The 20,929-nt window shown below is 70.1% G+C and carries 16 protein-coding genes; 13 read left to right on the top strand and 3 right to left on the bottom strand.

Features of this window, described 5'->3' with window-relative positions; genetic code table 11:
* Positions 1-12: 12 nt before the first annotated feature.
* Positions 13-2,016 (bottom strand): alpha-glucuronidase, encoded by a 2,004-nt coding sequence (locus tag IG99_RS09730; RefSeq protein ID WP_234311785.1) that lies wholly within the window; start codon positions 2,014-2,016, stop codon positions 13-15.
* Positions 2,017-2,318: 302 nt separating this feature from the next.
* Between IG99_RS09730 and ngcE the strand changes: the two genes are divergently transcribed.
* The 10 genes from ngcE to IG99_RS09680 all read left to right on the top strand — a co-directional run bounded on the left by ngcE (position 2,319) and on the right by IG99_RS09680 (position 15,999).
* Positions 2,319-3,767: an N-acetylglucosamine/diacetylchitobiose ABC transporter substrate-binding protein gene (ngcE, locus tag IG99_RS09725; protein WP_037671913.1), complete on the top strand. Its 1,449-nt coding sequence runs from the start codon at positions 2,319-2,321 to the stop codon at positions 3,765-3,767.
* 78 nt (positions 3,768-3,845) lie between these two features.
* Positions 3,846-4,781, top strand: a complete 936-nt coding sequence (locus tag IG99_RS09720; RefSeq protein ID WP_037671912.1) for a carbohydrate ABC transporter permease — start codon at positions 3,846-3,848, stop codon at positions 4,779-4,781.
* A gap of 17 nt (positions 4,782-4,798) precedes the next feature.
* Positions 4,799-5,722 carry a carbohydrate ABC transporter permease gene (locus tag IG99_RS09715; protein ID WP_037671910.1) on the top strand — a complete coding sequence of 308 codons (924 nt, stop codon included), beginning with the start codon at positions 4,799-4,801 and terminating at the stop codon, positions 5,720-5,722.
* A 195-nt stretch (positions 5,723-5,917) separates the two neighbouring features.
* Positions 5,918-7,117, top strand: coding sequence for an ROK family transcriptional regulator (locus tag IG99_RS09710; protein WP_037671909.1), 1,200 nt, complete (start codon positions 5,918-5,920; stop codon positions 7,115-7,117).
* A 135-nt stretch (positions 7,118-7,252) separates the two neighbouring features.
* Positions 7,253-8,347: a sugar ABC transporter substrate-binding protein gene (locus IG99_RS09705; RefSeq protein WP_037671907.1), complete on the top strand. Its 1,095-nt coding sequence runs from the start codon at positions 7,253-7,255 to the stop codon at positions 8,345-8,347.
* 225 nt (positions 8,348-8,572) lie between these two features.
* Entirely contained in the window at positions 8,573-9,364 is a 792-nt protein-coding gene (locus tag IG99_RS09700; RefSeq protein WP_078947600.1) for an ATP-binding cassette domain-containing protein, read from the top strand.
* Entirely contained in the window at positions 9,361-10,683 is a 1,323-nt protein-coding gene (locus tag IG99_RS09695) for a sugar ABC transporter permease (protein WP_037671904.1), read from the top strand. Before IG99_RS09700 ends, IG99_RS09695 begins: the two co-directional genes overlap by 4 nt.
* A gap of 219 nt (positions 10,684-10,902) precedes the next feature.
* The gene (gene dxs / locus IG99_RS09690) at positions 10,903-12,831 is read left to right on the top strand and encodes a 1-deoxy-D-xylulose-5-phosphate synthase (protein WP_037672260.1); all 1,929 of its coding nucleotides are present in this window, start codon (positions 10,903-10,905) and stop codon (positions 12,829-12,831) included.
* A 145-nt stretch (positions 12,832-12,976) separates the two neighbouring features.
* Positions 12,977-14,500 carry an amino acid permease gene (locus IG99_RS09685; RefSeq protein WP_051865086.1) on the top strand — a complete coding sequence of 508 codons (1,524 nt, stop codon included), beginning with the start codon at positions 12,977-12,979 and terminating at the stop codon, positions 14,498-14,500.
* A 368-nt stretch (positions 14,501-14,868) separates the two neighbouring features.
* Positions 14,869-15,999: a methyltransferase gene (locus tag IG99_RS09680; protein ID WP_037671902.1), complete on the top strand. Its 1,131-nt coding sequence runs from the start codon at positions 14,869-14,871 to the stop codon at positions 15,997-15,999.
* Between the two features lie 6 nt (positions 16,000-16,005).
* Here IG99_RS09680 and IG99_RS09675 read toward each other — a convergent pair whose 3' ends face one another.
* Positions 16,006-16,383 carry a PIN domain-containing protein gene (locus tag IG99_RS09675; RefSeq protein WP_037671901.1) on the bottom strand — a complete coding sequence of 126 codons (378 nt, stop codon included), beginning with the start codon at positions 16,381-16,383 and terminating at the stop codon, positions 16,006-16,008.
* 25 nt (positions 16,384-16,408) lie between these two features.
* Positions 16,409-17,386 carry an NAD(P)-dependent oxidoreductase gene (locus IG99_RS09670; RefSeq protein WP_107055866.1) on the bottom strand — a complete coding sequence of 326 codons (978 nt, stop codon included), beginning with the start codon at positions 17,384-17,386 and terminating at the stop codon, positions 16,409-16,411.
* Positions 17,387-17,417: 31 nt separating this feature from the next.
* On the opposite strand from IG99_RS09670, the gene IG99_RS09665 reads away from it, so the two are divergent.
* The 3 genes from IG99_RS09665 to IG99_RS09655 all read left to right on the top strand — a co-directional run bounded on the left by IG99_RS09665 (position 17,418) and on the right by IG99_RS09655 (position 20,879).
* Positions 17,418-18,434 carry a PLL family lectin gene (locus IG99_RS09665; protein WP_037671898.1) on the top strand — a complete coding sequence of 339 codons (1,017 nt, stop codon included), beginning with the start codon at positions 17,418-17,420 and terminating at the stop codon, positions 18,432-18,434.
* Between the two features lie 400 nt (positions 18,435-18,834).
* Positions 18,835-19,578, top strand: a complete 744-nt coding sequence (locus IG99_RS09660; protein WP_037671896.1) for a GntR family transcriptional regulator — start codon at positions 18,835-18,837, stop codon at positions 19,576-19,578.
* A 50-nt stretch (positions 19,579-19,628) separates the two neighbouring features.
* Complete coding sequence (locus IG99_RS09655; RefSeq protein ID WP_037671894.1) at positions 19,629-20,879, top strand: MFS transporter; 1,251 nt, start codon at positions 19,629-19,631, stop codon at positions 20,877-20,879.
* Positions 20,880-20,929: the final 50 nt, after the last annotated feature.

The following is a 20,929-nucleotide window of genomic DNA, read 5'->3' as shown; positions in this document are numbered from 1 at the left end:
GTTTCCGCGGCCTCAGTGGATGTGCCGCCCCCGCGCGTCGGGCACGCCCGACTTCCGGAAGAAGTAGCTGTTGACCTGGTCGCGCCACTCGCGGGCGCCGCGCAGCTGTTCCTCGTACCGCTCGGTCGCCCGCGCGTGGCGCGCCGGCGTCACCAGGTCCGCGAGCGAGGCCCACACCCGCCGGGCCTCCTCCACCTCGGCCACCCCCGCGAAGTGCGTGTCGTAGATGTGCTGGATCACGGTCGTGCCGCTGTGCAGCACATGCCCGTAGGGCACGTGGTGGAAGAACAGCAGCAGCTCGTCGGGGCAGGTCCGCACGGACTCGTACAGCTCGGCCCAGGGCTTGGCGTACTGCGCCGCGTACCCGGTGCCGGTGGCCGCGGTGCGGTCGACGCCGACGCCGTCCCGGTCGGCGAAGTGGTAGGTGCCCCACGGGCTGTACTCGTAGCCGTCGACACTCGGCCCGTAGTGGTGCCCCGGCTGCACCATGAAGCCCACGCCGAGCGGCGCGGTGTACTTCTCGTACGTCCGCCACGATCCGTCGAGGACCGCGCGCAGCCCTCCCCGCAGCCGTCCGGGGTCGGCGCTCTCCTCCGGCGTGAAGGTGAGCCGGATCCACTCGTCGAGCAGGTCGTGCGGGTCGGCGTCCGGGCGCCAGCCGAGCCGGCCGACGGTGTACAGGTTGGCCTGGGCGAGCGGGTGTCCGGTCCAGAACGGGTCGTCGCCGGCGTTGGACACGGCGACCAGACCGCCGGCCAGGTCACCGACGGCGGGCCCGCCGTCCTCGGCGTCCGGCCGGAACCGCAGTACCTCGCTCCACATCGGTCCGAGCCAGCACACGTGCCGCTGCTGCCCGGTGTACTCCTGGGTGGCCTGCGCCTCCAGTGCGAGCCGGGTGCGCGGCATGGCCCCGAGCACCGGCGAGACCGGCTCGCGCACCTGGAAGTCCATCGGCCCGTGCTTGACCTGGAGCACCGCGTTCGCCGCGAACTGCCCGTCGAGCGGTGCGAAGTGGTCGTGGGCGGCGCGCGCCCGGTCCGTCGAGCGGTCCCGCCAGTCCTGCCGGTGGTCGTAGACGAAGGCCCGCCAGCGCACGGTGCCGCCGTGCGGGGCGAGAGCGGCGGCCAGCATGTTCGCGCCGTCGGCGTGGCTGCGCCCGTAGGTGAACGGTCCCGGCTGTCCCTCGGAGTCGGCCTTCACCACGAACCCGCCGAAGTCCGCGATCGCTTCGTACACCCGAGCGACCGCCGCCGCCCACCAGCGGCGCACCCCCTCGTCCAGCGGGTCGGCCGTGGGCAGTCCGCCGAGGACGACGGGCGCGGCGAAGGTGACCGACAGATGCGTCCGGACGCCGTACGGCCGCAGCGCGTCGGCGAGGGCGGCGACCTCGCCGATCCGGTCGGTGAGCAGGCGGGCCTCGGTGGCGTGCACGTTGACGTTGTTGACGGTCAACGCGTTGATACCGCAGGCCGCGAGGAGCCGGCCGTACGCCCGGACCCGCTCGGTCTCCCCGCGGGCCTCCCCGTCCCGCCAGAACAGCGACCCGCCGGCGTAGCCGCGCTCCACCTGGCCCATCACCGGGTGAACGGCCACGTTGTCCCAGTGGTCCAGGATCCGCAGCGCGAGCGCCGGGCGGTGCGCCTCGCGCGGCCGCTCGGCCCCGAACGCCTCCTCACCGAGCCGTACGACGTGGAACAGCCCGTACAGCAGCCCGCGGCCCCCGGTGGCGGTGACGGTCGTCGTCGCGCCGTCGCGTGTGTACGCGAACCCCTCGTCGCCGAGGTCCGGGGCGTCGGCGAGCTCGAACACCAGGTCGTACGACCCGCTTCCCGCCCCCCGTGCGACCTCACCGCCGAACCGGGCACACGCGGCGGCCACCTCACCGTGCACGGTGCCCACGAGCGGGTCCTCGCCGCGGATCAGGGTCCGGCGGCGGCCGAGTGGCCGGAAGACCTCCGGTGGCAGCCACGCGGGGTCGACACCATCGGGCAGGACGGGCGGCGGCACGGGCGACACGGAACCCCCTCGGTGATGACCGGACCATTGTGGGACAGGGGACACGGATGGGTCTGCGGTGCCGCGGGGGAATGGCCGAATAAGAGCTGCGGAAAGCCCTTTCCCGCGCTTTTCCCGAGGTCTCAACTCGGAAAAGACCGGTGGTCAACCTTGCATTCGATCTTGCTCAGTCGGCGGGAAGTGGACTATACCTGTCGGCACTTCATTCGACGCGCGTTTCCTGCACGACCCTGCTTGACTGACCGCGGTGCCCGGGAGGTCCGGTTCACCGCCTGAGTCCTGGAGAAGGCGAGGACTTGAGCATGGGATCCACCTCCGCAGACAACCACGGTTCCGAAGGCGTCGGCCGGCGCGATCTGATCAAGCGGTCCGCCGCGCTCGGCCTGGTCACCGTCCCCACGATGAGCTTCCTCGCCGCTTGTGCCAGCGGCGGCGGGGGAGACGAGTCGAACGACAACACCTCCAAGGGGAAGGCCACCAAGGACAACCCCTTCGGCGCGGAGAAGGGCAGCAAACTCGACGTCGTCGTCTTCAAGGGCGGCTACGGCGACGACTACGCCAAGGCGTGGGAGGCCGACTTCGGCAAGAAGCTCGGCGTCACGTCCACCCACACCGGCACGCAGGAGATCACGGGCAAGCTCCAGCCCCGCTTCAACGCGGGGAACCCGCCGGACATCGTCGACGACTCGGGCGCGCAGCAGATCAAGGTGGACGTCCTCAACAAGAACGGCCAGCTCCTCGATCTGGCCGAGGTCCTGGACGCGCCGTCGGTCGACGACCCCTCCAAGAAGGTCCGCGACACCCTGATCGCGGGCACGCTCGACCCGGGCACGTTCGAGGGCAAGGTCGTCGCCCTGAACTACATCTACACCGTGTGGGGCCTGTGGTACTCCGGCAAGCTCTTCAAGGAGAAGGGCTGGGAGGAGCCGAAGACTTGGGCGGACTTCCTCGCCGTGTGCCAGGACGCCAAGAAGCAGGGCATCGGCGGTCTCGCCCACCAGGGCAAATACCCGTACTACATCAATGTCGCCATCATGGACATGATCGCCAAGAAGGGCGGTCTGGACGCCATGAAGGCGATCGACAACCTCGACCCCAAGGCGTTCGTCGGCTCCGACGCGGCGCAGGCGGGCGTCGAGGCGATCTACGAGGTCGTCGAGAAGGGCCTGCTGATGCCCGGCACGAACGGCCTGACCCACACCGAGTCGCAGACCCGCTGGAACCAGTACAAGGCCGCGTTCATCACCTGCGGCTCCTGGCTGGAGAACGAGCAGCTCAAGACGACGCCGACCGACTTCGACATGAAGTTCATGCCGATGCCGCTGCTGCCCGACAGCAAGCTGCCCTTCGAGGCGATCCGGGCAGGCGCCGGCGAGCCCTTCATCATCCCGACGAAGGCGAAGAACCTGCCCGCGGCCAAGGAGTTCATGCGGCGCATGCTGTCCAAGGAGTGGTCGACGCTGTTCGCCAAGGAGGCGAACTCGCTGACGATCCTGAAGGACGGCGTGGACCCGAGCGTGCGGCTGCGGCCGGGCACGCAGTCGACGGTCGAGGCGTCCAAGGCGGCGGGCGACAACACCTTCCGCTACATGTACGTCGACTGGTACAGCGAGATGGGGGCGGCGCTGGAGGCGGCGTCCAACGAGCTCATGGCGAAGCGGATCCAGCCGAAGGAATGGCTGAAGCGGGCCCAGGCGGCGGTGGACAAGCAGGCGAAGGATCCGGCGTCCAAGAAGAACCACCGGGACTGACGAACCACCTACGTATGCCGTATCCCGGGCCGGAATCCCTTCCGGCCCGGGGGAGGACACCAGGGGCAGGAATAGCCGATGCGCAAAGGGCAGTACCGGTTCGTCGCGGGTTTTCTGTTCGTTCCCGTGGCGCTTTATCTGATCTTCGTGATCTGGCCGTACATCCAGACGTTCGGCTATTCACTGACCGACTGGAAGGGCCAGTCGCAGACTTTCAAGTTCGTCGGCCTCGACAACTACCGGGCGTTGTTCCACGACGACGTCTTCCTGAAGGCCATCTGGCACAACATCCAGTTCCTGGTGTTCATCCCGGTGGTCACCATTCTGCTGGGTCTGTTCTTCGCCTTCATGGTGAACGCGGGCGGCCGCAGCCGGGCCGGCGGGGTCAGCGGGGTGGCCGGGTCGAAGTTCTACAAGATCGTCTACTTCTTCCCGCAGGTGCTGTCGCTGGCGATCGTCGCCGTGCTGTTCAACGCGGTCTACCGCAGCGACGGCGGCGGCATGCTCAACGGCCTCCTCATCAAGCTCGGACTGGTCGACGCGGAGAACCCCGTCGAATGGCTGAACGAACCCGGCTTCGTGCGCTGGGCTCTGATCCTGGTCGTCGTCTGGCACGGCGTCGGCTTCTACCTGGTGCTGTTCTCCGCCGCCATGCAGTCGATCCCGAGGGACATCTACGAGGCCGCCCTCATCGACGGCGCGAGCCGCACCCAGTCCTTCTTCCGCATCACCCTGCCGCTGCTGTGGGACGCCGTGCAGACCGCCTGGGTGTACCTGGGCATCGTGGCGATGGACATGTTCGTGCTGGTCGCCTCCATGACCCAGAACATGGGCGCCTACGGCGGCGGACCCGATCACGCCAGTGACGTCATGTCGACCGTGATGATGCGCAACTTCCTCTACTTCGGGAAGAGCGGCTACGCCTGCGCCATGGGCGTGGTCATGCTGCTGCTCACCCTGGTCCTTTCCGTGGTCACGCTGCGCGCCACCCGCCGCGACCGCATCGAGTTCTGAGCGGGAGAGAGACGACGATGAGCGCACCCATCAAGGAGACCGCGGCCGTCCCCGCGGTCCGGCCCGTGGCCAAGACCCGGCCCGGCCCCGGCGAACGCAAGGGCGAGGGCGTCGTACTGAACGTCTTCTCGCACGGCTTCCTCGCCCTGTGGGCCCTGCTGATCGTGCTGCCGTTGCTCTGGCTGGTGCTCAGCTCCTTCAAGACCGACGCGCAGATCGGAGGTTCCGCCTTCGGCTGGCCGCAGCACTGGTCCCTCGACGTCTTCTCGCGCGCCTGGAGCAAGGGCATCGGGGACTACTTCCTCAACACCGTCATCGTGCTGGTCTTCTCGGTGCCGCTGACGATGCTGTTGGGCTCGATGGCCGCGTACGTCCTCGCCCGCTACCCCTTCTGGGGCAACCGCTTCCTGTACTACTTCTTCGTCGCCGGCGCGATGTTCCCGGTGTTCCTGGCGCTGGTGCCGCTGTTCTTCATGGTCAAGCGCCTCGACATGCTGAACACCTTCCAGGGGCTGATCCTGGTCTACATCGCGTACTCGATGCCGTTCACGGTCTTCTTCATGCACGCCTTCTTCCGGACCCTGCCCACGGCGGTCTTCGAGGCGGCCATTCTGGACGGTGCTTCGCATACGCGTACGTTCTTCCAGGTGATGCTGCCGATGGCGAAGCCCGGTCTCATCAGCGTCGGCATCTTCAACACCCTGGGCCAGTGGAACCAGTTCATCCTGCCGACGGTCCTCATGCAGCCGCAGAGCGGCGACGATCCGGAGCGCTATGTCCTCACCCAGGGCCTCATCCAGCTCCAGCAGCAGATGGGGTACGCCTCCGACCTGCCGGTCCTCTTCGCGGGCGTGACCATCGCGATGATCCCCATGCTGGTCGTGTACCTGTCCTTCCAGCGGCAGGTACAGGCGGGCCTCACCTCGGCCACGCTCAAGTAGCGACGCACTTGTAGCGTTCCGCAGCCGCTCGAACGCGCGCCGTCCCCGGCCTGGGGTGGTGCGCGCAGCCGTGTGCAACCCCGTGGAAACCGTTCAACCTCTTGACGGGAGGCGACCCGAACGGCTCAGCTTAGAGTTCACTAGTTGGACATAGACGGGGCCCCATCGCTGCGGCCCCGCGCGCAGGAGGTCGTCGTGGAGACTCCGGGGTCGCAGTCGTCGCTGCACCGAGCCAACCTGGAGCGTGTCGTACGAGCCGTGCGGCTGGCCGGGTCCCTCACGCAGGCCGAGATCGCCAGGACGACGGGGCTTTCGGCGGCGACGGTCTCCAATATCGTCCGGGAGTTGAAGGACGGCGGGACGGTCGAGGTCACGCCCACCTCGGCGGGCGGCCGCCGGGCCCGGGCCGTCTCGCTGAGCGGGGACGCCGGCATCGTCATAGGGGTCGACTTCGGGCACACCCATTTGCGCGTCGCGGTCGGGAACCTCGCCCACCAGGTGCTGGCCGAGGAGTCCGAGCCGCTCGACGTGGACGCCTCCTCGACCCAGGGCTTCGACCGGGCGGAAGAGCTGGTCAACCGCCTGATCGCGGCGACCGGGGTGGACGAGTCCAAGATCGCCGGAGTGGGCCTCGGCGTCCCCGGCCCCATCGACGGCGAGTCGGGCACCCTGGGCTCCACCGCCATCCTGCCCGGCTGGACCGGCAGCAAGCCGGCCGAGGAGATGCGCGGGCGGCTCGGCGTGCCCGTGCACGTGGACAACGACGCCAACCTCGGCGCTCTCGGTGAGCTGGTCTGGGGCAGTGGCCGGGGCGTGCGTGATCTTGCCTACATCAAGGTCGCCAGCGGTGTCGGCGCGGGCCTGGTGATCGACGGGAAGATCTATCGCGGCCCGGGTGGCACCGCAGGAGAAATAGGACATATTACTCTTGATGAGTCCGGTCCTGTCTGCCGCTGTGGAAACCGTGGCTGCCTGGAGACCTTCGCGGCCGCGCGCTACGTGCTGCCGCTCCTCCAGTCCAGCCATGGCACCGATCTCACCATGGAGGGTGTGGTGCGGCTGGCCAGGGACGGCGACCCGGGTTGCCGTCGGGTGATCGCCGACGTCGGCCGACACATCGGCAGTGGAGTGGCGAACCTTTGTAACTTGCTGAACCCGAGCCGAGTCGTCCTGGGCGGTGATCTCGCCGAGGCCGGCGAGCTCGTCCTCGGTCCGATCAGGGAGTCCGTCGGCCGCTACGCGATCCCCAGCGCGGCGCGTCAACTGTCCGTTCTCCCGGGGGCACTTGGTGGTCGCGCGGAGGTGCTCGGAGCGCTTGCCCTCGCACTCAGCGAGATGGGCGATTCGACCCTTCTGGACGGGACGCTGTCCGCCGCGACACCCGCCTTCACCTAGAGAACGAATAAGCCGTTGCCATCTCGTTAAGTATTTACTTCTTGACGTCGCACGTGCGGCCGAGTTGACTTCCAGCCACCTCGGCCGCAGCGCTGCGGCCCTGTCAGGGAGGTACACCCCCAAATGAACGCAACGATGCGTAGAGTCGTGATCGGTACGGCCGCGGTTTCGCTGGCCCTCTCCGTCGCCGCCTGTGGCAAGGCCGGCGACGACAACGACTCCGGCAGCGGCAGCAGCTCGGGTGGCAGCGGTGGCAAGACCATCGGTCTGCTGCTGCCGGACAGCGTCACCGCGCGCTACGAGAAGTTCGACAAGCCGTACTTCGTGGCGAAGACGAAGGAACTCTGCCCGGACTGCACGGTCGAGTACGCGAACGCGGCCGGTGACGCCGCCAAGCAGGCCCAGCAGGTCAGCAGCATGATCACCAAGGGTGTGAAGGTCATCGTGATCTCCGCCCAGGACTCCGCCGCGATCAAGTCCTCGATCCAGTCCGCGGTCAACAAGGGCATCAAGGTCGTCGCCTACGACCGCCTCGCCCAGGGTCCGGTCTCGGCCTACGTGTCCTTCGACAACGTCAAGGTCGGCGAGCTCCAGGGCCAGGCGCTGCTCGACGCGCTGGGCTCCAAGGCCACCCCGAAGTCGAAGATCGTCATGATCAACGGTGACGACGCCGACCCGAACGCCGGTCAGTTCAAGGAAGGCGCCCACAAGGCCCTCGACGGCAAGGTGAACATCGCCTACGAGCAGTCCGGCCTCTGGAAGGACACCGTCGCCGCCCAGAAGATGTCGGCCGCCATCACCCAGCTGGGCGCCAAGAACATCGTCGGCGTCTACGCCGCCAACGACGGTATGGCCGGTGGCATCGCCAACACCCTCAAGGGTGCGAAGATCAGCGGCATCCCGCTGACGGGTCAGGACGCGGAGCTCGCGGGCATCCAGCGCATCGTCGCCGGCACCCAGTCCTCCACCGTCTACAAGGCCTTCAAGCCGGAGGCGGACGCCGCCGCCGTGCTCGCGTTCAACCTGCTCGAGGGCAAGGACATCAAGTCCCTCGCCACCGAGACGCTGACCAGCGGCTCCGGCGACAAGGTGCCCTCCCAGCTGCTGACCCCGGTGTCGGTCACCAAGGCCAACATCAAGGACACGGTCATCAAGGACAAGCTGTACACGGTCCAGGAGATCTGCACCGCCGACTACGCCGCCGCCTGCAAGAAGGCCGGCCTGGAGTAGGGCTCGCCCGGCGAGCACCGGCCCGAGCCCCAGGCGGGGCTCGGGCCCCACGACCGCTCGCGGTCCCTCGAAGCCCCTCCGGCGTCCGTCCCACCTTCCACCCCGCTGCGGGGCGGGCGCCGGAGCATTCACCTTATTAACCTTGTGCGCGAACGCGGGGCGTTGCGCACATCCCTCCGCGCATCACCCCAGCGCGGCATCCCCGCCGGTCAGGCGGCGAAGGAGATGGTTCACGTGTCCGCTACGCCCGTGCTGGCGTTGCGCGGAGTCTCCAAGCGATTCGGTGCGGTCCAGGCACTCACCGACGTCGAACTGGAGGTCCACGCCGGAGAGGTCGTCGCGCTGGTCGGCGACAACGGCGCAGGAAAGTCCACCCTGGTCAAGACGATCGCGGGTGTCCACCCCATCGACGAGGGCGTCATCGAGTGGGAGGGCAGGGCGGTCAGCATCAACAAGCCGCACGACGCCCAGGGACTCGGTGTCGCGACGGTCTACCAGGACCTCGCGCTCTGCGACAACCTCGACGTGGTCGGCAACCTCTACCTCGGGCGCGAGCTGCTGCACCGCGGCGTCATCGACGAGGTGTCGATGGAGAAGAACGCGCGCGAGCTGCTCAGCACGCTCTCCATCCGCATCCCGAGCGTGCGCATTCCGATCGCCAGCCTCTCCGGCGGCCAGCGTCAGGTCGTGGCGATCGCCCGCGCCCTGATCGGCGACCCCAAGGTCGTCATCCTCGACGAGCCCACCGCCGCCCTCGGCGTGGAGCAGACCGCGCAGGTCCTCGACCTGGTCGAGCGGCTGCGCGAGCGCGACCTCGGCGTCATCCTCATCAGCCACAACATGGCCGACGTCAAGGCGGTCGCGGACACCGTCGCCGTCCTGCGCCTGGGCAAGAACAACGGCTCCTTCTCCGTGAAGGACACCAGCCACGAAGAGATCATCGCCGCGATCACGGGTGCCACGGAGAACGCCGTGACCCGTCGTGCGGGGCGTCGCAGCGCGGAGGCGGCAAAGTGAGTGACACGTCCAAGACCGTGAAGTCGGACGTCCAGGTGGACAAGCAGGCCACCGTGGCGCCCGCCGACGACCCCACGGCCGCTCCGGTCACCGTCGTCGATCCTCGACTGCTGGTCCGTGAAGAGGGCCTCAAGGGCTACCTCACCGAGTTCAAGCGCAAGGTGAAGGGCGGCGAGCTGGGCTCGCTGCCGGTGGTCATCGGCCTCATCGTCATCTGGACGATCTTCCAGCTCCAGAACGACCGCTTCCTCAGCGCCGACAACCTGTCGAACATCAGCTACTTCATGTCGGCCACCGGCATGCTGGCCATCGGCCTGGTGTTCGTGCTGCTGCTCGGCGAGATCGACCTCTCCGTGGGCTCCGTCAGCGGCCTGGCCTCCACACTGTTCGCCGTGTTCGTGGTGGACCACACCATGAACGCCTGGCTGGCGCTGGCGCTGAGCGTCCTGACCGGTGCCGTCATCGGCGCGCTGCAGGGCTGGTTCTTCGCGAAGATCGGCGTCCCCGCGTTCGTGGTGACCCTGGCCGGCTTCCTCGGCTGGAACGGTCTGATGCTGTGGCTGCTGGGCTCCAGCGGCACGATCAACATCCCGTCCGACAAGGGTCCGGTGCACCTGCTCGGCCAGAACTCCTTCTTCATGGACCAGGCCATCATCGGTGCCTACATCCTGGCCGGTCTCGGTGTGCTGTCCATGCTGGTCGGCTCGTTCGGCGAGCAGCGCCGCCGCCGGGCGGCGGGTGTGCCCTTCCGGCCCACCAGCGAGATCCTGATCCGGGTGGGTGCGCTGGCCGTCGCCTCGTTCGTCGCGGCGGCCGTGCTGAACAACGCCTCGGGTGTGTCGAACGCGCTGGTGATCTTCCTGGCGGCGCTGGTGATCGTGGACTTCGTGCTGCGCCGTACGACCTACGGCCGGAAGGTCTTCGCGGTCGGTGGTGGCATCGAGGCGGCGCGGCGTGCCGGTATCAACGTGCCGATGGTGCGGATCACCGTGTTCGCGATCTCGGGCGGGTTCGCCGCGGTGGGCGGCATGTTCTTCGCCGGGCAGACGGCCAGTGCGACGCTGAACGCCGGCGGCGGCAACACGCTGATGCTGGCGATCGCGGCGGCGGTGATCGGTGGTACGTCGCTGTTCGGTGGGCGGGGGTCGGTGTGGTCCGCGCTGCTGGGCATGCTGGTGATCCAGTCGATCCAGACGGGTCTGGACCTGCTGAACATGAACACGTCGATCCAGTACATGATCACTGGTGCGGTTCTGCTGGGTGCGGTGGTCATCGACTCGGTGTCCCGTAAGAGCCAGAAGGCTGCGGGGCGCGCGTAGCGCGGAGCGCCGTCGGGGGTGCGGTGGTCTTGCGGGTGCCGGTCCGTTTGTGGCTGGTCGCGCAGTTCCCCGCGCCCCTGGGCAAGCTGCCGTGCCGCACGTTGAAAACAAGACTGTGCCCGGTGCCCCATGGGGTGCCGGGCTTCGTCGTGTCCCGGGAAACATTAGACTCGACTGGCCCGGCGAATGCTCGAACAGCTCTATTGCAAGGAGGCACGGGTGCCGCTGCTGACCCGCATCAGGGGACCGCGCGATCTGGACCGACTCAGCCTGGAGGAGCTGGACCAGCTGGCCGAGGAGATCCGGGGCTTCCTGGTGGAGGCCGTGTCGAAGACCGGTGGGCACCTGGGCCCCAACCTGGGCGTGGTCGAGCTCACCATCGCGCTGCACCGGGTCTTCGAGTCGCCCAAGGACAAGGTGCTCTGGGACACCGGTCACCAGTCCTATGTGCACAAGCTGCTCACCGGGCGTCAGGACTTCTCCAAGCTGAAGATGAAGGGCGGCCTGTCGGGCTACCCCTCGCAGGCCGAGTCCGAGCACGACGTCATCGAGAACAGCCACGCCTCCACGGTCCTCGGCTGGGCCGACGGCATCGCGAAGGCCAACCAGCTGCTCGAACGCGACAGCCACGTCGTCGCCGTCATCGGTGACGGCGCCCTCACCGGCGGCATGGCCTGGGAGGCGCTCAACAACATCGCCGAGGCCAAGGACCGTCCGCTCGTCATCGTCGTCAACGACAACGAGAGGTCGTACGCCCCGACCATCGGCGGCCTCGCCAACCACCTCGCGACGCTGCGCACGACCGACGGCTACGAGCGCTTCCTCACCCGTACGAAGGAGATCCTGGACCGCACGCCGGTCGTCGGGAAGCCGCTGTACGAGACCCTGCACGGCGCGAAGAAGGGGCTGAAGGACTTCATCGCCCCGCAGGGCATGTTCGAGGACCTCGGGCTGAAGTACGTCGGCCCGATCGACGGACATGACATCGAGGCGCTGGAGTCGGCGCTCGCGCGCGCCAAGCGCTTCGGCGGCCCCGTCATCGTGCACTGCCTCACCGAGAAGGGCCGCGGCTACCAGCCCGCCCTCCAGGACGAGGCCGACCGCTTCCACGGCATCGGACCCATCCACCCCGACACCGGCCTGCCGATCAAGGCCTCCGGCGCCGACTGGACCTCCGTCTTCGGCGACGAGATGGTCCAGCTCGGCAAGGAGCGCGAGGACATCGTCGCCATCACGGCGGCCATGCTCCAGCCCGTCGGCCTGAAGAAGTTCGCGGACGCCTTCCCGGACCGGATCTACGACGTCGGCATCGCGGAGCAGCACGGCGCCGTCTCCGCGGCGGGCCTCGCCCACGCCGGCGTGCACCCCGTCTTCGCCGTGTACGCCACGTTCCTCAACCGCGCCTTCGACCAGGTCCTCATGGACGTGGCCCTGCACAAGTGCGGTGTCACCTTCGTCCTGGACCGCGCCGGCGTCACCGGCACCGACGGCGCCTCCCACAACGGCATGTGGGACATGTCGATCCTCCAGGTGGTACCGGGGCTGCGGCTGGCCGCCCCGCGCGACGCCGATCAGGTGCGCGCACAGCTGCGCGAGGCCGTCGCCGTCGAGGACGCGCCGACCGTCGTGCGCTTCTCCAAGGGCGCCGTCGGCCCCGCCGTACCGGCCGTGGGACGCGTCGGCGGGATGGACGTGCTGCGCGAGCCCGGGACCGACCGGCCCGACGTCCTCCTGGTGTCCGTGGGCGCGCTCGCGCCGATGTGCCTGGAGATCGCCGGACTCCTCGACCAGCAGGGCATCTCCACCACCGTCGTCGACCCACGCTGGGTCAAGCCCGTCGACGAGGCCATGGCCCCGCTCGCCGAGCGCCACCGCGTGGTCGTCACCGTCGAGGACAACTCCCGCGTCGGCGGCGTCGGCTCGGCGATCGCCCAGGCCCTGCGCGACGCGGGTGTCGACGTCCCGCTGCGCGACTTCGGCATCCCGCCCCGCTTCCTCGACCACGCCTCCCGCGCCGAGGTCATGGCGGAGATCGGCCTGACGGCCCCCGACATCGCCCGCCAGGTCACCGGTCTGGTCTCCAAGCTGGACGGCAGGTTCGACCGTACGGCCGCCGAGGTGGACTCCGTGCAGCCCGCGCGCGACTGAGGCGACCCGGCACGTCCGGATGGGCCGGTCCCGCCACTCTTTGCAGTGGCGTGACCGGCCCGTTCGCGTGAATCCACCCACCTCGGGGCATACGCAGTACGCCCCCTCTCGATCATGTCGAGGACGACAAGCGTGGGAGGTTCCCGTGAGCAGCACCCTCTTCCGGACGAAGAAGGTCGAGCAGTCCATCCTCGATACCGAGGAACCAGAGCACGCGCTCAAGAAGTCCTTGTCCGCGCTGGACCTGACCGTCTTCGGCGTCGGCGTCATCATCGGCACCGGCATCTTCGTCCTGACCGGCACGGTCGCCAAGAACAACGCCGGTCCCGCCGTCGCCCTGGCCTTCGTCGCGGCCGGGGTCGCCTGCGCGCTCGCCGCGCTCTGCTACGCCGAGTTCGCCTCCACCGTCCCGGTGGCCGGCTCCGCGTACACGTTCTCCTACGCGTCCATCGGTGAGTTCCCCGCCTGGATCATCGGCTGGGACCTGGTCCTGGAATTCGCGCTGGGCACCGCGGTCGTCGCCGTCGGCTGGTCCGGCTACATCGCCTCGCTCCTCGACAACGCGGGCTGGCACCTGCCCGCGTCACTGAGCGGCAGAGAGGGCGCCGACGGGTTCGGCTTCGACATCCTCGCGGCCGCCCTCGTCCTGGTGCTGACCGTCATCCTCGTGGTCGGCACGAAGCTCTCCGCGCGAGTCACCTCCGTCGTCGTCGCCATCAAGGTGACCGTCGTCCTCACCGTGATCATCGCGGGCGCCTTCCTCGTCAACGGCGACAATTACGAACCGTTCGTCCCGAAGGCGCAGGCCGTGGAGGCCGGCAACAACCTCCAGGCACCGCTCATCCAGCTGATGTTCGGCTGGGCCCCCTCCAACTTCGGCGTGATGGGCATCTTCACCGCCGCCTCGGTCGTCTTCTTCGCGTTCATCGGCTTCGACGTCGTGGCCACGGCCGCCGAGGAGACCAGGAACCCGCAGCGCGACATGCCCCGCGGCATCATCGGCTCCCTCATCATCTGCACCGTCCTGTACGTCGCCGTGTCGATCGTCGTCACCGGCATGGAGCACTACACCAAGCTGTCCGTGAGCGCCCCGCTCGCCGACGCCTTCAAAGCCACCGGGCACCCCTGGTTCGCGGGCTTCATCAGCTTCGGCGCCGCCGTCGGCCTGACGACGGTCTGCATGATCCTGCTCCTGGGCCAGACCCGGGTCTTCTTCGCGATGAGCCGCGACGGACTGCTGCCGCGCTTCTTCTCCCACGTCCACCCCCGCTTCAAGACCCCGCACCGGCCGACCATCCTGCTCGGTGTGCTCATCGCGATCCTGGCCGGCTTCACCAGCCTCAGCGAACTCGCCGAACTGGTGAACATCGGCACGCTCTTCGCCTTCGTGGTCGTCGCGATCGGCGTGGTCGTCCTCCGCCACACCCGCCCCGACCTGCCCCGCGCCTTCCGTACCCCCTGGGTGCCGGTCATCCCGATCCTCTCGGTGTGCGCGTCCCTGTGGCTGATGCTGAACCTGCCGGCCGAGACCTGGCTGCGCTTCGGCATCTGGATGGTGGTGGGCTTCGTCGTCTACTTCCTCTACGGCCGCTCCCACAGCCGCCTCGCCCGGCACGAGGAGACCGTGGCCGCCGGGACCGACGGCCCCCCGAGCGGCGGCGCCCGCTAGCTCGACGCGTCCCGCGGGCCCATCCGTCCCGCAGGCCCATCCGTCCCGCAGGCCGATCCGCCCCTGGAACCGGCCCCGCACCTCCCGCTCCGGCGGGGACGTGCGGGGCCGGACGCGTGGGTGGGGGCGCGTGCACTAGGCTGCCGACTCCACGCAGTGACCCCGTATTCGGAAAGGGCCGGTCATGACACTCGGCATGGTTCTCGGCGACCGCCGCTCCCGCGCTTCGACGCGGACGCGGTAGCCGCCACCATCCCCTTTCCCTGACGCCCGGCCCGCTCAGCCGTCCGGGCGGTGGTCGAACCTGCTCCTCGTCCCGTCGAAGTGCTCTTCGTGTCCTTGCACTCACGACCACGAGGAGTACCCCCGTGTCCACCCTCCACTGGACCGAGGACCACACCACCCGTTCCGCCCGCTGGCACTCGGAGAACGGCACCCCCGCGCCCCGCCGGACCGTCCTCGCCGACGACCGGACGAAGGCCGCCACCGCCCACCGCCTGGCCCACGAGGGCACCGGTCTGCTCTGGCGGGGCGACTACCACAACGCCCGCCGTCTGCTCGCGGCCATGGGCCGCCGGATCGACCCCACACCGCCCCGACCCGGCGCCACCCCCGCCGACGCCTTCCACCTCGAGCGCCGGGCCCGCCGCCACCGCGCCCGCGTCCTCGGCCGGCTGCTGGTCCTCCTGGAGCACGACCACACCCTCGCCCTGCGCCGGGCCCCAGACGTCCGCGAGGCCTGCCACCAGGCCTACGGCCCGCCGAGCGGACCCACGGTGGTCTCCCTCAGGGAACTGCTCGGGGTGATCGGCGCCCATCAATGGCGTACGAAGGGAGTCGACGTACCGGCGCTGGGCGCCCGGATCCATCCGCACTACGGGGTGTTCTCCCCGGTCAGGGGCGAGTACGTCGACCTCGTCGCCCGGGCCCCGCTGCCCCCGGCGCTGCGGCGCGGCCCCGGGACCGCGTTCGACCTCGGCACCGGGACCGGGGTGCTCGCGGCGGTGCTGGCCCGCCGGGGCGTACGGCGAGTGGTGGCGACCGACGTCGCTCCCCGGGCGCTCGCGTGCGCCGAGGACAACGCCCGGCGGCTCGGGCTGGGCGGCCGGGTCGACGTGGTGGGTCCCTGCCTGTTCCCCGAGGGACGGGCCGGGCTCGTGGTGTGCAACCCGCCCTGGCTGCCCGCCCGTCCGAGCAGTGCCCTGGAGCAGGGGGTCTACGACGCCGAGGGCGCCATGCTCCAGGGCTTCCTCACGGGGCTGTCCGACCGTCTCCTGCCCGGCGGTGAGGGCTGGCTCGTCCTGTCGGACCTGGCGGAACAGCTCGGGCTGCGTACGCGCGCCCAGTTGCTCGGCGCCTTCGAGGCAGCCGGGCTGCGGGTGGTGGACCGTCTCGACACCGCCCCACGCCATCCCCGCGCCCGCGACACCACGGACCCCCTCCACACCGCCCGCGCGGCCGAGGTCACGTCCCTGTGGCGACTGGTGGGGGCCACCTGACGGGTCCTAGCCGCGCACTGCGCGCGGGCCGGTGACCTCCGCGCCCAACTCCGTGACACGGCGGCGCAGTTCACGGTCCGCTGTGACCACCAGGCAGGCACGGTCGGTGGCGGGGGCGCGGGACACCAGGGTGACGATGTGGTCATCGCCGCTGCCGGGCGCGGACTCGACGTGGAGGCCGGGCACGGACTCCACCCCGCGGGCCGCGCCCTCGACCACGAGAACGATCTCCATGGGGCCGGACCGGCCGGGCAGTCCGTGGGCCGCCAGCCGGTCCCGCAGCCGCTCCGCGGCTCCCCGCCGGTCCCGCCACCACCCGTCGGGCACCGATCCGACGACGTTCGCCGCGTCGACGATCACCAGGAGCGGAGTGTTGTCGTCCATGGGGTCAGGGTGTCACGCCCGTCGGTCAGCCCGCGGAGCGCGGCTCGTCGAAACTGGCGTAGTACGCGGCGACCATGTCCTCGTCGGCGTGTCCCTGCTCGGCGGCGCGGCTCAGGCGCTCGGCGCTCGCGGCGGCCACGTCGAGGCGCACGCCGCTCCGCTCTCCGGCCTCCACGATCAGCCGGGCGTCCTTGGCGGCGGTGGCCACCGCGAACTGCGGCGGGGAGAGCCGGCCGTCGAGGACGAGGCCGGCCTTGGCACGCAGGTAGCCCATGTCGAGCGGACCGTCGGCGATCACCTCGAAGAACGACGCCGGGTCCACGCCGAGCGCCTGCGCCAGCGCCAGCACCTCGCCGGTCGCCGCGGTCGCCGCGATGACCCAGCTGTTGGCGACGAGCTTCAGCCGGGTCGCGGTGCCGGCCGAACCGTCCTCGCCGGTCCACACCGTACGGGCGCCGACCGCGTCGAAGACCGGCGTGACCGCGGCCCGCCCCTCGACGGGACCGGCCGCGAGGACGGTGAGCTGTCCGGCCTCGGCGGGCTGGCGGGTGCCCAGCACGGGGGCGTCGTAGAAGAGCAGGCCGTGTTCGCGGGCGAGGGCGGCGAGGTCGTCGATCGCCTCGATGCCCGCGGTGGTGGACTGCACCCAGGCGACGCCGGGGCGCAGTGCGGGGGCCGCCTGCCGGATGACGTCGAGGGCGGCGGCACCGTCGTAGAGCATGGTCAGCACGACGTCGGTGCCCTCGACCGCCTCGGCGGGGTCGGCGGCGACCCGCACTCCGTCGGCGGCCAGCGGTTCGGCCCTGTCCCGGCTGCGGTTCCAGGCACGGACGGTGTGTCCGGCGCGGGCTAGGCTGCGGGCCATCGCGGCGCCCATGATGCCGGTCCCCAGCACGCTCACGGTGAGCTTGTCGGTCATGTTCGTCAGCTTCCTGTTCGTCGTGCGTGTGTCACTGCCTACGACCGTATGCGTACGTCCCGTCAGGAAACCAACGGACACCATGGTCTGTGCAATGACCCTTTAAAGTGATCCGGTGAACGGCGACTGGCTCATACGCGGCAGTGACGGGCTGCTCAGTGTCTATCTGCCGGTGGACGACGGCGTGATGTGCAGGGCGGAGCGGGTACCCGGCGGCCCCTTCGACGCACCCCGGAAGGTGGGCGGCGAACAGAAGCTCCACCCCGTCCTGGCGATCGGTCAGGGCGCGGACGGCTACGCCCACTTGGTCAGCTGGCGGCCGACCGTGCCCCGCGAGTCGGGCCTGGTGCACTCCACCCACTTCCGGCCCCGGCTCGCGGCGCTGGACTGGCACCCGGTCGGCCACCCCAACCGCACGGGGGACCGCACCGGCACGCCCGCGGTGGCCGTCGACGCGCAGGGGCGGGCCCATCTCTTCGTCCCGAACCGGGGCGGCGGGGTCAGCATGCTCGGGCAGAAGGAGAAGGGCGGCTGGGGGCCCTGGCGCGACCTCAAGGGGCGTGGCGTACGGGACGGTCTGGCCGCGGTGACGGGGGAGTCGGGGCGGGTCGAGCTGTACGCGGCGGCGCCGGACGCCGTCCTGTACTGGCGGCAGGAGGAGCCGGGGACCCCGCCGGTGCTCCAGGAGACGATGGAGGCGGCGGTTCGCCCGGGCACGCTACGCGCGTTGGCGACGTCCCCCGAGAGCACGACCCTCTTCTTCACCGACGACTCCGGCGACCTGTGTGCCTGGCGTCCCGGCACCAAGCCCGTCCCCGTCCTGGCCTCCGCCGGGCCCGGCCCCGTCTCCGCGATCCGCTGCGAACTCGACGGCCACGACTGCACGTTGTTGGCGCAGCGCTCCGCGAGCGGCCGCGTCGCCTTCGCCGCGTACCCGACCGAGCAGGAGGACGCGGGCGCGTGGTGGACCGAGTCCGGGCCCGAGCTCGCCGATGACGCCGGACTCTGCCTGGCCCGCGACGCCGACGACCGCGTGGTCGCCGCGACCCTGTCCCCCTCCACGGGTCAACTCCTCCTCACCCGCCGCAAGAAGGAGCCGGGACTCGCGCTGACGGCCTGGCTGGAGGTGTGAGAGGCCGACTCAGCAGCGCTCCGCGAGCGGCCGCGTCGCCTTCGCCGCGTACCCGACCGAGCAGGAGGACGCGGGCGCGTGGTGGACCGAGTCCGGGCCTCAGCTCGCCGATGACGCCGAACTCTGCCTGGCCCGCGACGCCGACGACCGCGTGGTCGCCGCGACCCTGTCCCCCTCCGTCGGTCAACTCCTCCTGACCCGCCGCGAGAACGAGCCGGGACCCGCCCTGACGGCGTGGCAGGAGGTCTGGGACAGTCGGCGGTGGTGTCGGTGCGGGCGTGTTCGACCTCGTCGGCACCGAGCGTATTTCTGCTCCAGCAGCTTTCGCGCGGTGCAGTAGCTTTCCATCGCCGTCCGTCACCCCCAGCTGCCGCGCAGCAGAGCGATCGGAGAGTCGCCCATGCCCCGAGAAGCGCCGTACCTCGCAGTGGCCGAGGCGCTGCACGTGCGGATCCGCGCGGGGGAGTGGGCGGTCGGGGAGCGCCTGCCGTCACGGGCGCGGCTCGCCGAGGAGTACGGGGTCGGGCGCAACGTCACCCAGCGTGCCGTGGACCGTTTGATCGCCCAGGGCCTCCTCGAAGGGCGCGCCGGGTCGGGGACCTACGTCCGTACGCCGCGCGAGCGCCTGCGGATGGTCCGCTCGCGGCACCGCCTGCCCTCCCGTGCGGTCGCCCCGGAGCGGGGCAGGGCCAACGCCTGGGACGCGCACAGCCAGGTGCGCGTGCCCGCCCCGGCGGAGATAGCCGAGCGGCTCGCCATCGGTCCCGGCGACCTGTGCGTCCACACGCGGTACGAGTTCCTCGCGGACGGCCGGCCCGTCCAGCTCTCCGCGTCCTGGGAGCCGATGGCCATCACGGGCGGCACGCCGGTGGCGCTGCCCGAGTCGGGCCCCCTCGCGGGAAAGGGCGTGGTCGTGCGCATGCGCTCCATCGGCGTGGTGGTCGAGAGCGTGACCGAGCTTCCGCGCCCGGCCCGGGCCACCCAGGAACAGGCGAACCTGCTGGGGATCAGCGTGGGGGACCTGGTGCTCCGGATCGAGCGGACCATCTACGACACCGGGGGGCGTCCGGTGGAAACCGCCGACATCGTCATTCCGGACGCACGCCGCGAAGTGGCCTACGAGTTCGTGGTCGAGCAGCCGTAGCCGCCCTACCTGTCAGAGCGATACATCACAGCCGATCCGAGGGGACCCGTATGTCGACAACCGCCCGGCTCGGGCTCTTACGCGATCCGGACTTCGCGCGGCTGTTCGTCGCCACCGCGCTCGGACAGCTGGGCGACCGCATCAATTTCCTGGCGCTGCCGCTGGTCGCCATCGTGGCGTTGGACGCCGACGAGTTCCAGGTCGGAGCGCTGACCGCGATGACCACGGCGGGCTCGCTGCTGGTGGGGCTGCCGGCAGGCGCCTGGGTGGACCGGATGCGGAAGCGGTCGGTGATGATCAGCACCGATCTGGTCAGGGCGCTGGTCGTCCTGACGGTACCGGTGGCGTGGTGGGCCGGCCTGCTGACGCTCTGGTGGCTGTACGCGGTCGCCCTGGTCCATGGGGTGCTGACCGTGTTCTTCGATGTCGCGTACGCCAGTTGTCTGCCACATCTCGTGGGGCGCGAGAATCTCGTCGAAGGGAACGCCAAGCTCTCGGCGGTGCGCTCGGTGACCAGTATCAGCGGTCCCGCCACCGCAGGCCCCCTGGCCGGCTGGGTCGGAGCTCCCGCGACCCTCCTGGTGAGTTCGGCCGGGATGGCGTTGTCGGGTCTGATCGCGCTGGGCATCCGGATACGCGAACCGCAGCGGGAGGCGGTCGGGCACGCCCGGCTGGGGCGCGAGATCAAGGAGGGGCTGCGGTTCGTCCTCCGGCATCCCGCCCTGCGCGCGACGGTGTGGGGGGACGCGACGTTCAACCTCTTCCTCGTCCTGTACCAGACGATGTTGCTGGTCTTTCTGAAGAGGGAGCTGGGCCTCGGCCCCCTCGGGATCGGCCTCCTGCTGTCGGGCATGGGCTGCGGTGCCCTGCTGGGCGCGCTGTCGGCGACCCGGGTCGCGCGGTGGGCCGGACAGGGGACGGTCATCTGGCTGGCGCCCCTGGTCACCTGTCCGCCGTGCGTCCTGATGCCGTTGGCGCGGCCCGGCGGTGCGAGTGTGTACTGGGCGGCGATCGGACTCGCGGCCCTGTCGGTCGGGGGAGTCGTCCGCGTGGTGGCTCAGTCGAGCCTCCAGCAGGCCCTCACCCCGGACCGGCTGCTGGGCCGGGCGGTCGCGACGGCCCGCTTCGTCTCCTGGGGCGTCCTGCCCCTGGGCGGCGTCCTCGGCGGAGCCTCGGGCTCCGTGTTCGGGGCGGCCGCCACCCTGTGGATCGGCGCCGCCGGCATGACGCTGAGCTTCCTCCCCGCCTTCCTGTCACCGCTCGGGCTCCGGCGGTCCGCACGGACGGGCGCACCGGTCTGATGTCCGACGCGGGGGAGACGCAGGTCACATCCGTTCATGTCACAGGGCGT

It is taken from the genome of Streptomyces griseus subsp. griseus (assembly GCF_000720255.1).
Lineage (GTDB): Bacteria > Actinomycetota > Actinomycetes > Streptomycetales > Streptomycetaceae > Streptomyces > Streptomyces griseus_I.
This window is presented reverse-complemented; position numbering and strand designations above follow the sequence as displayed.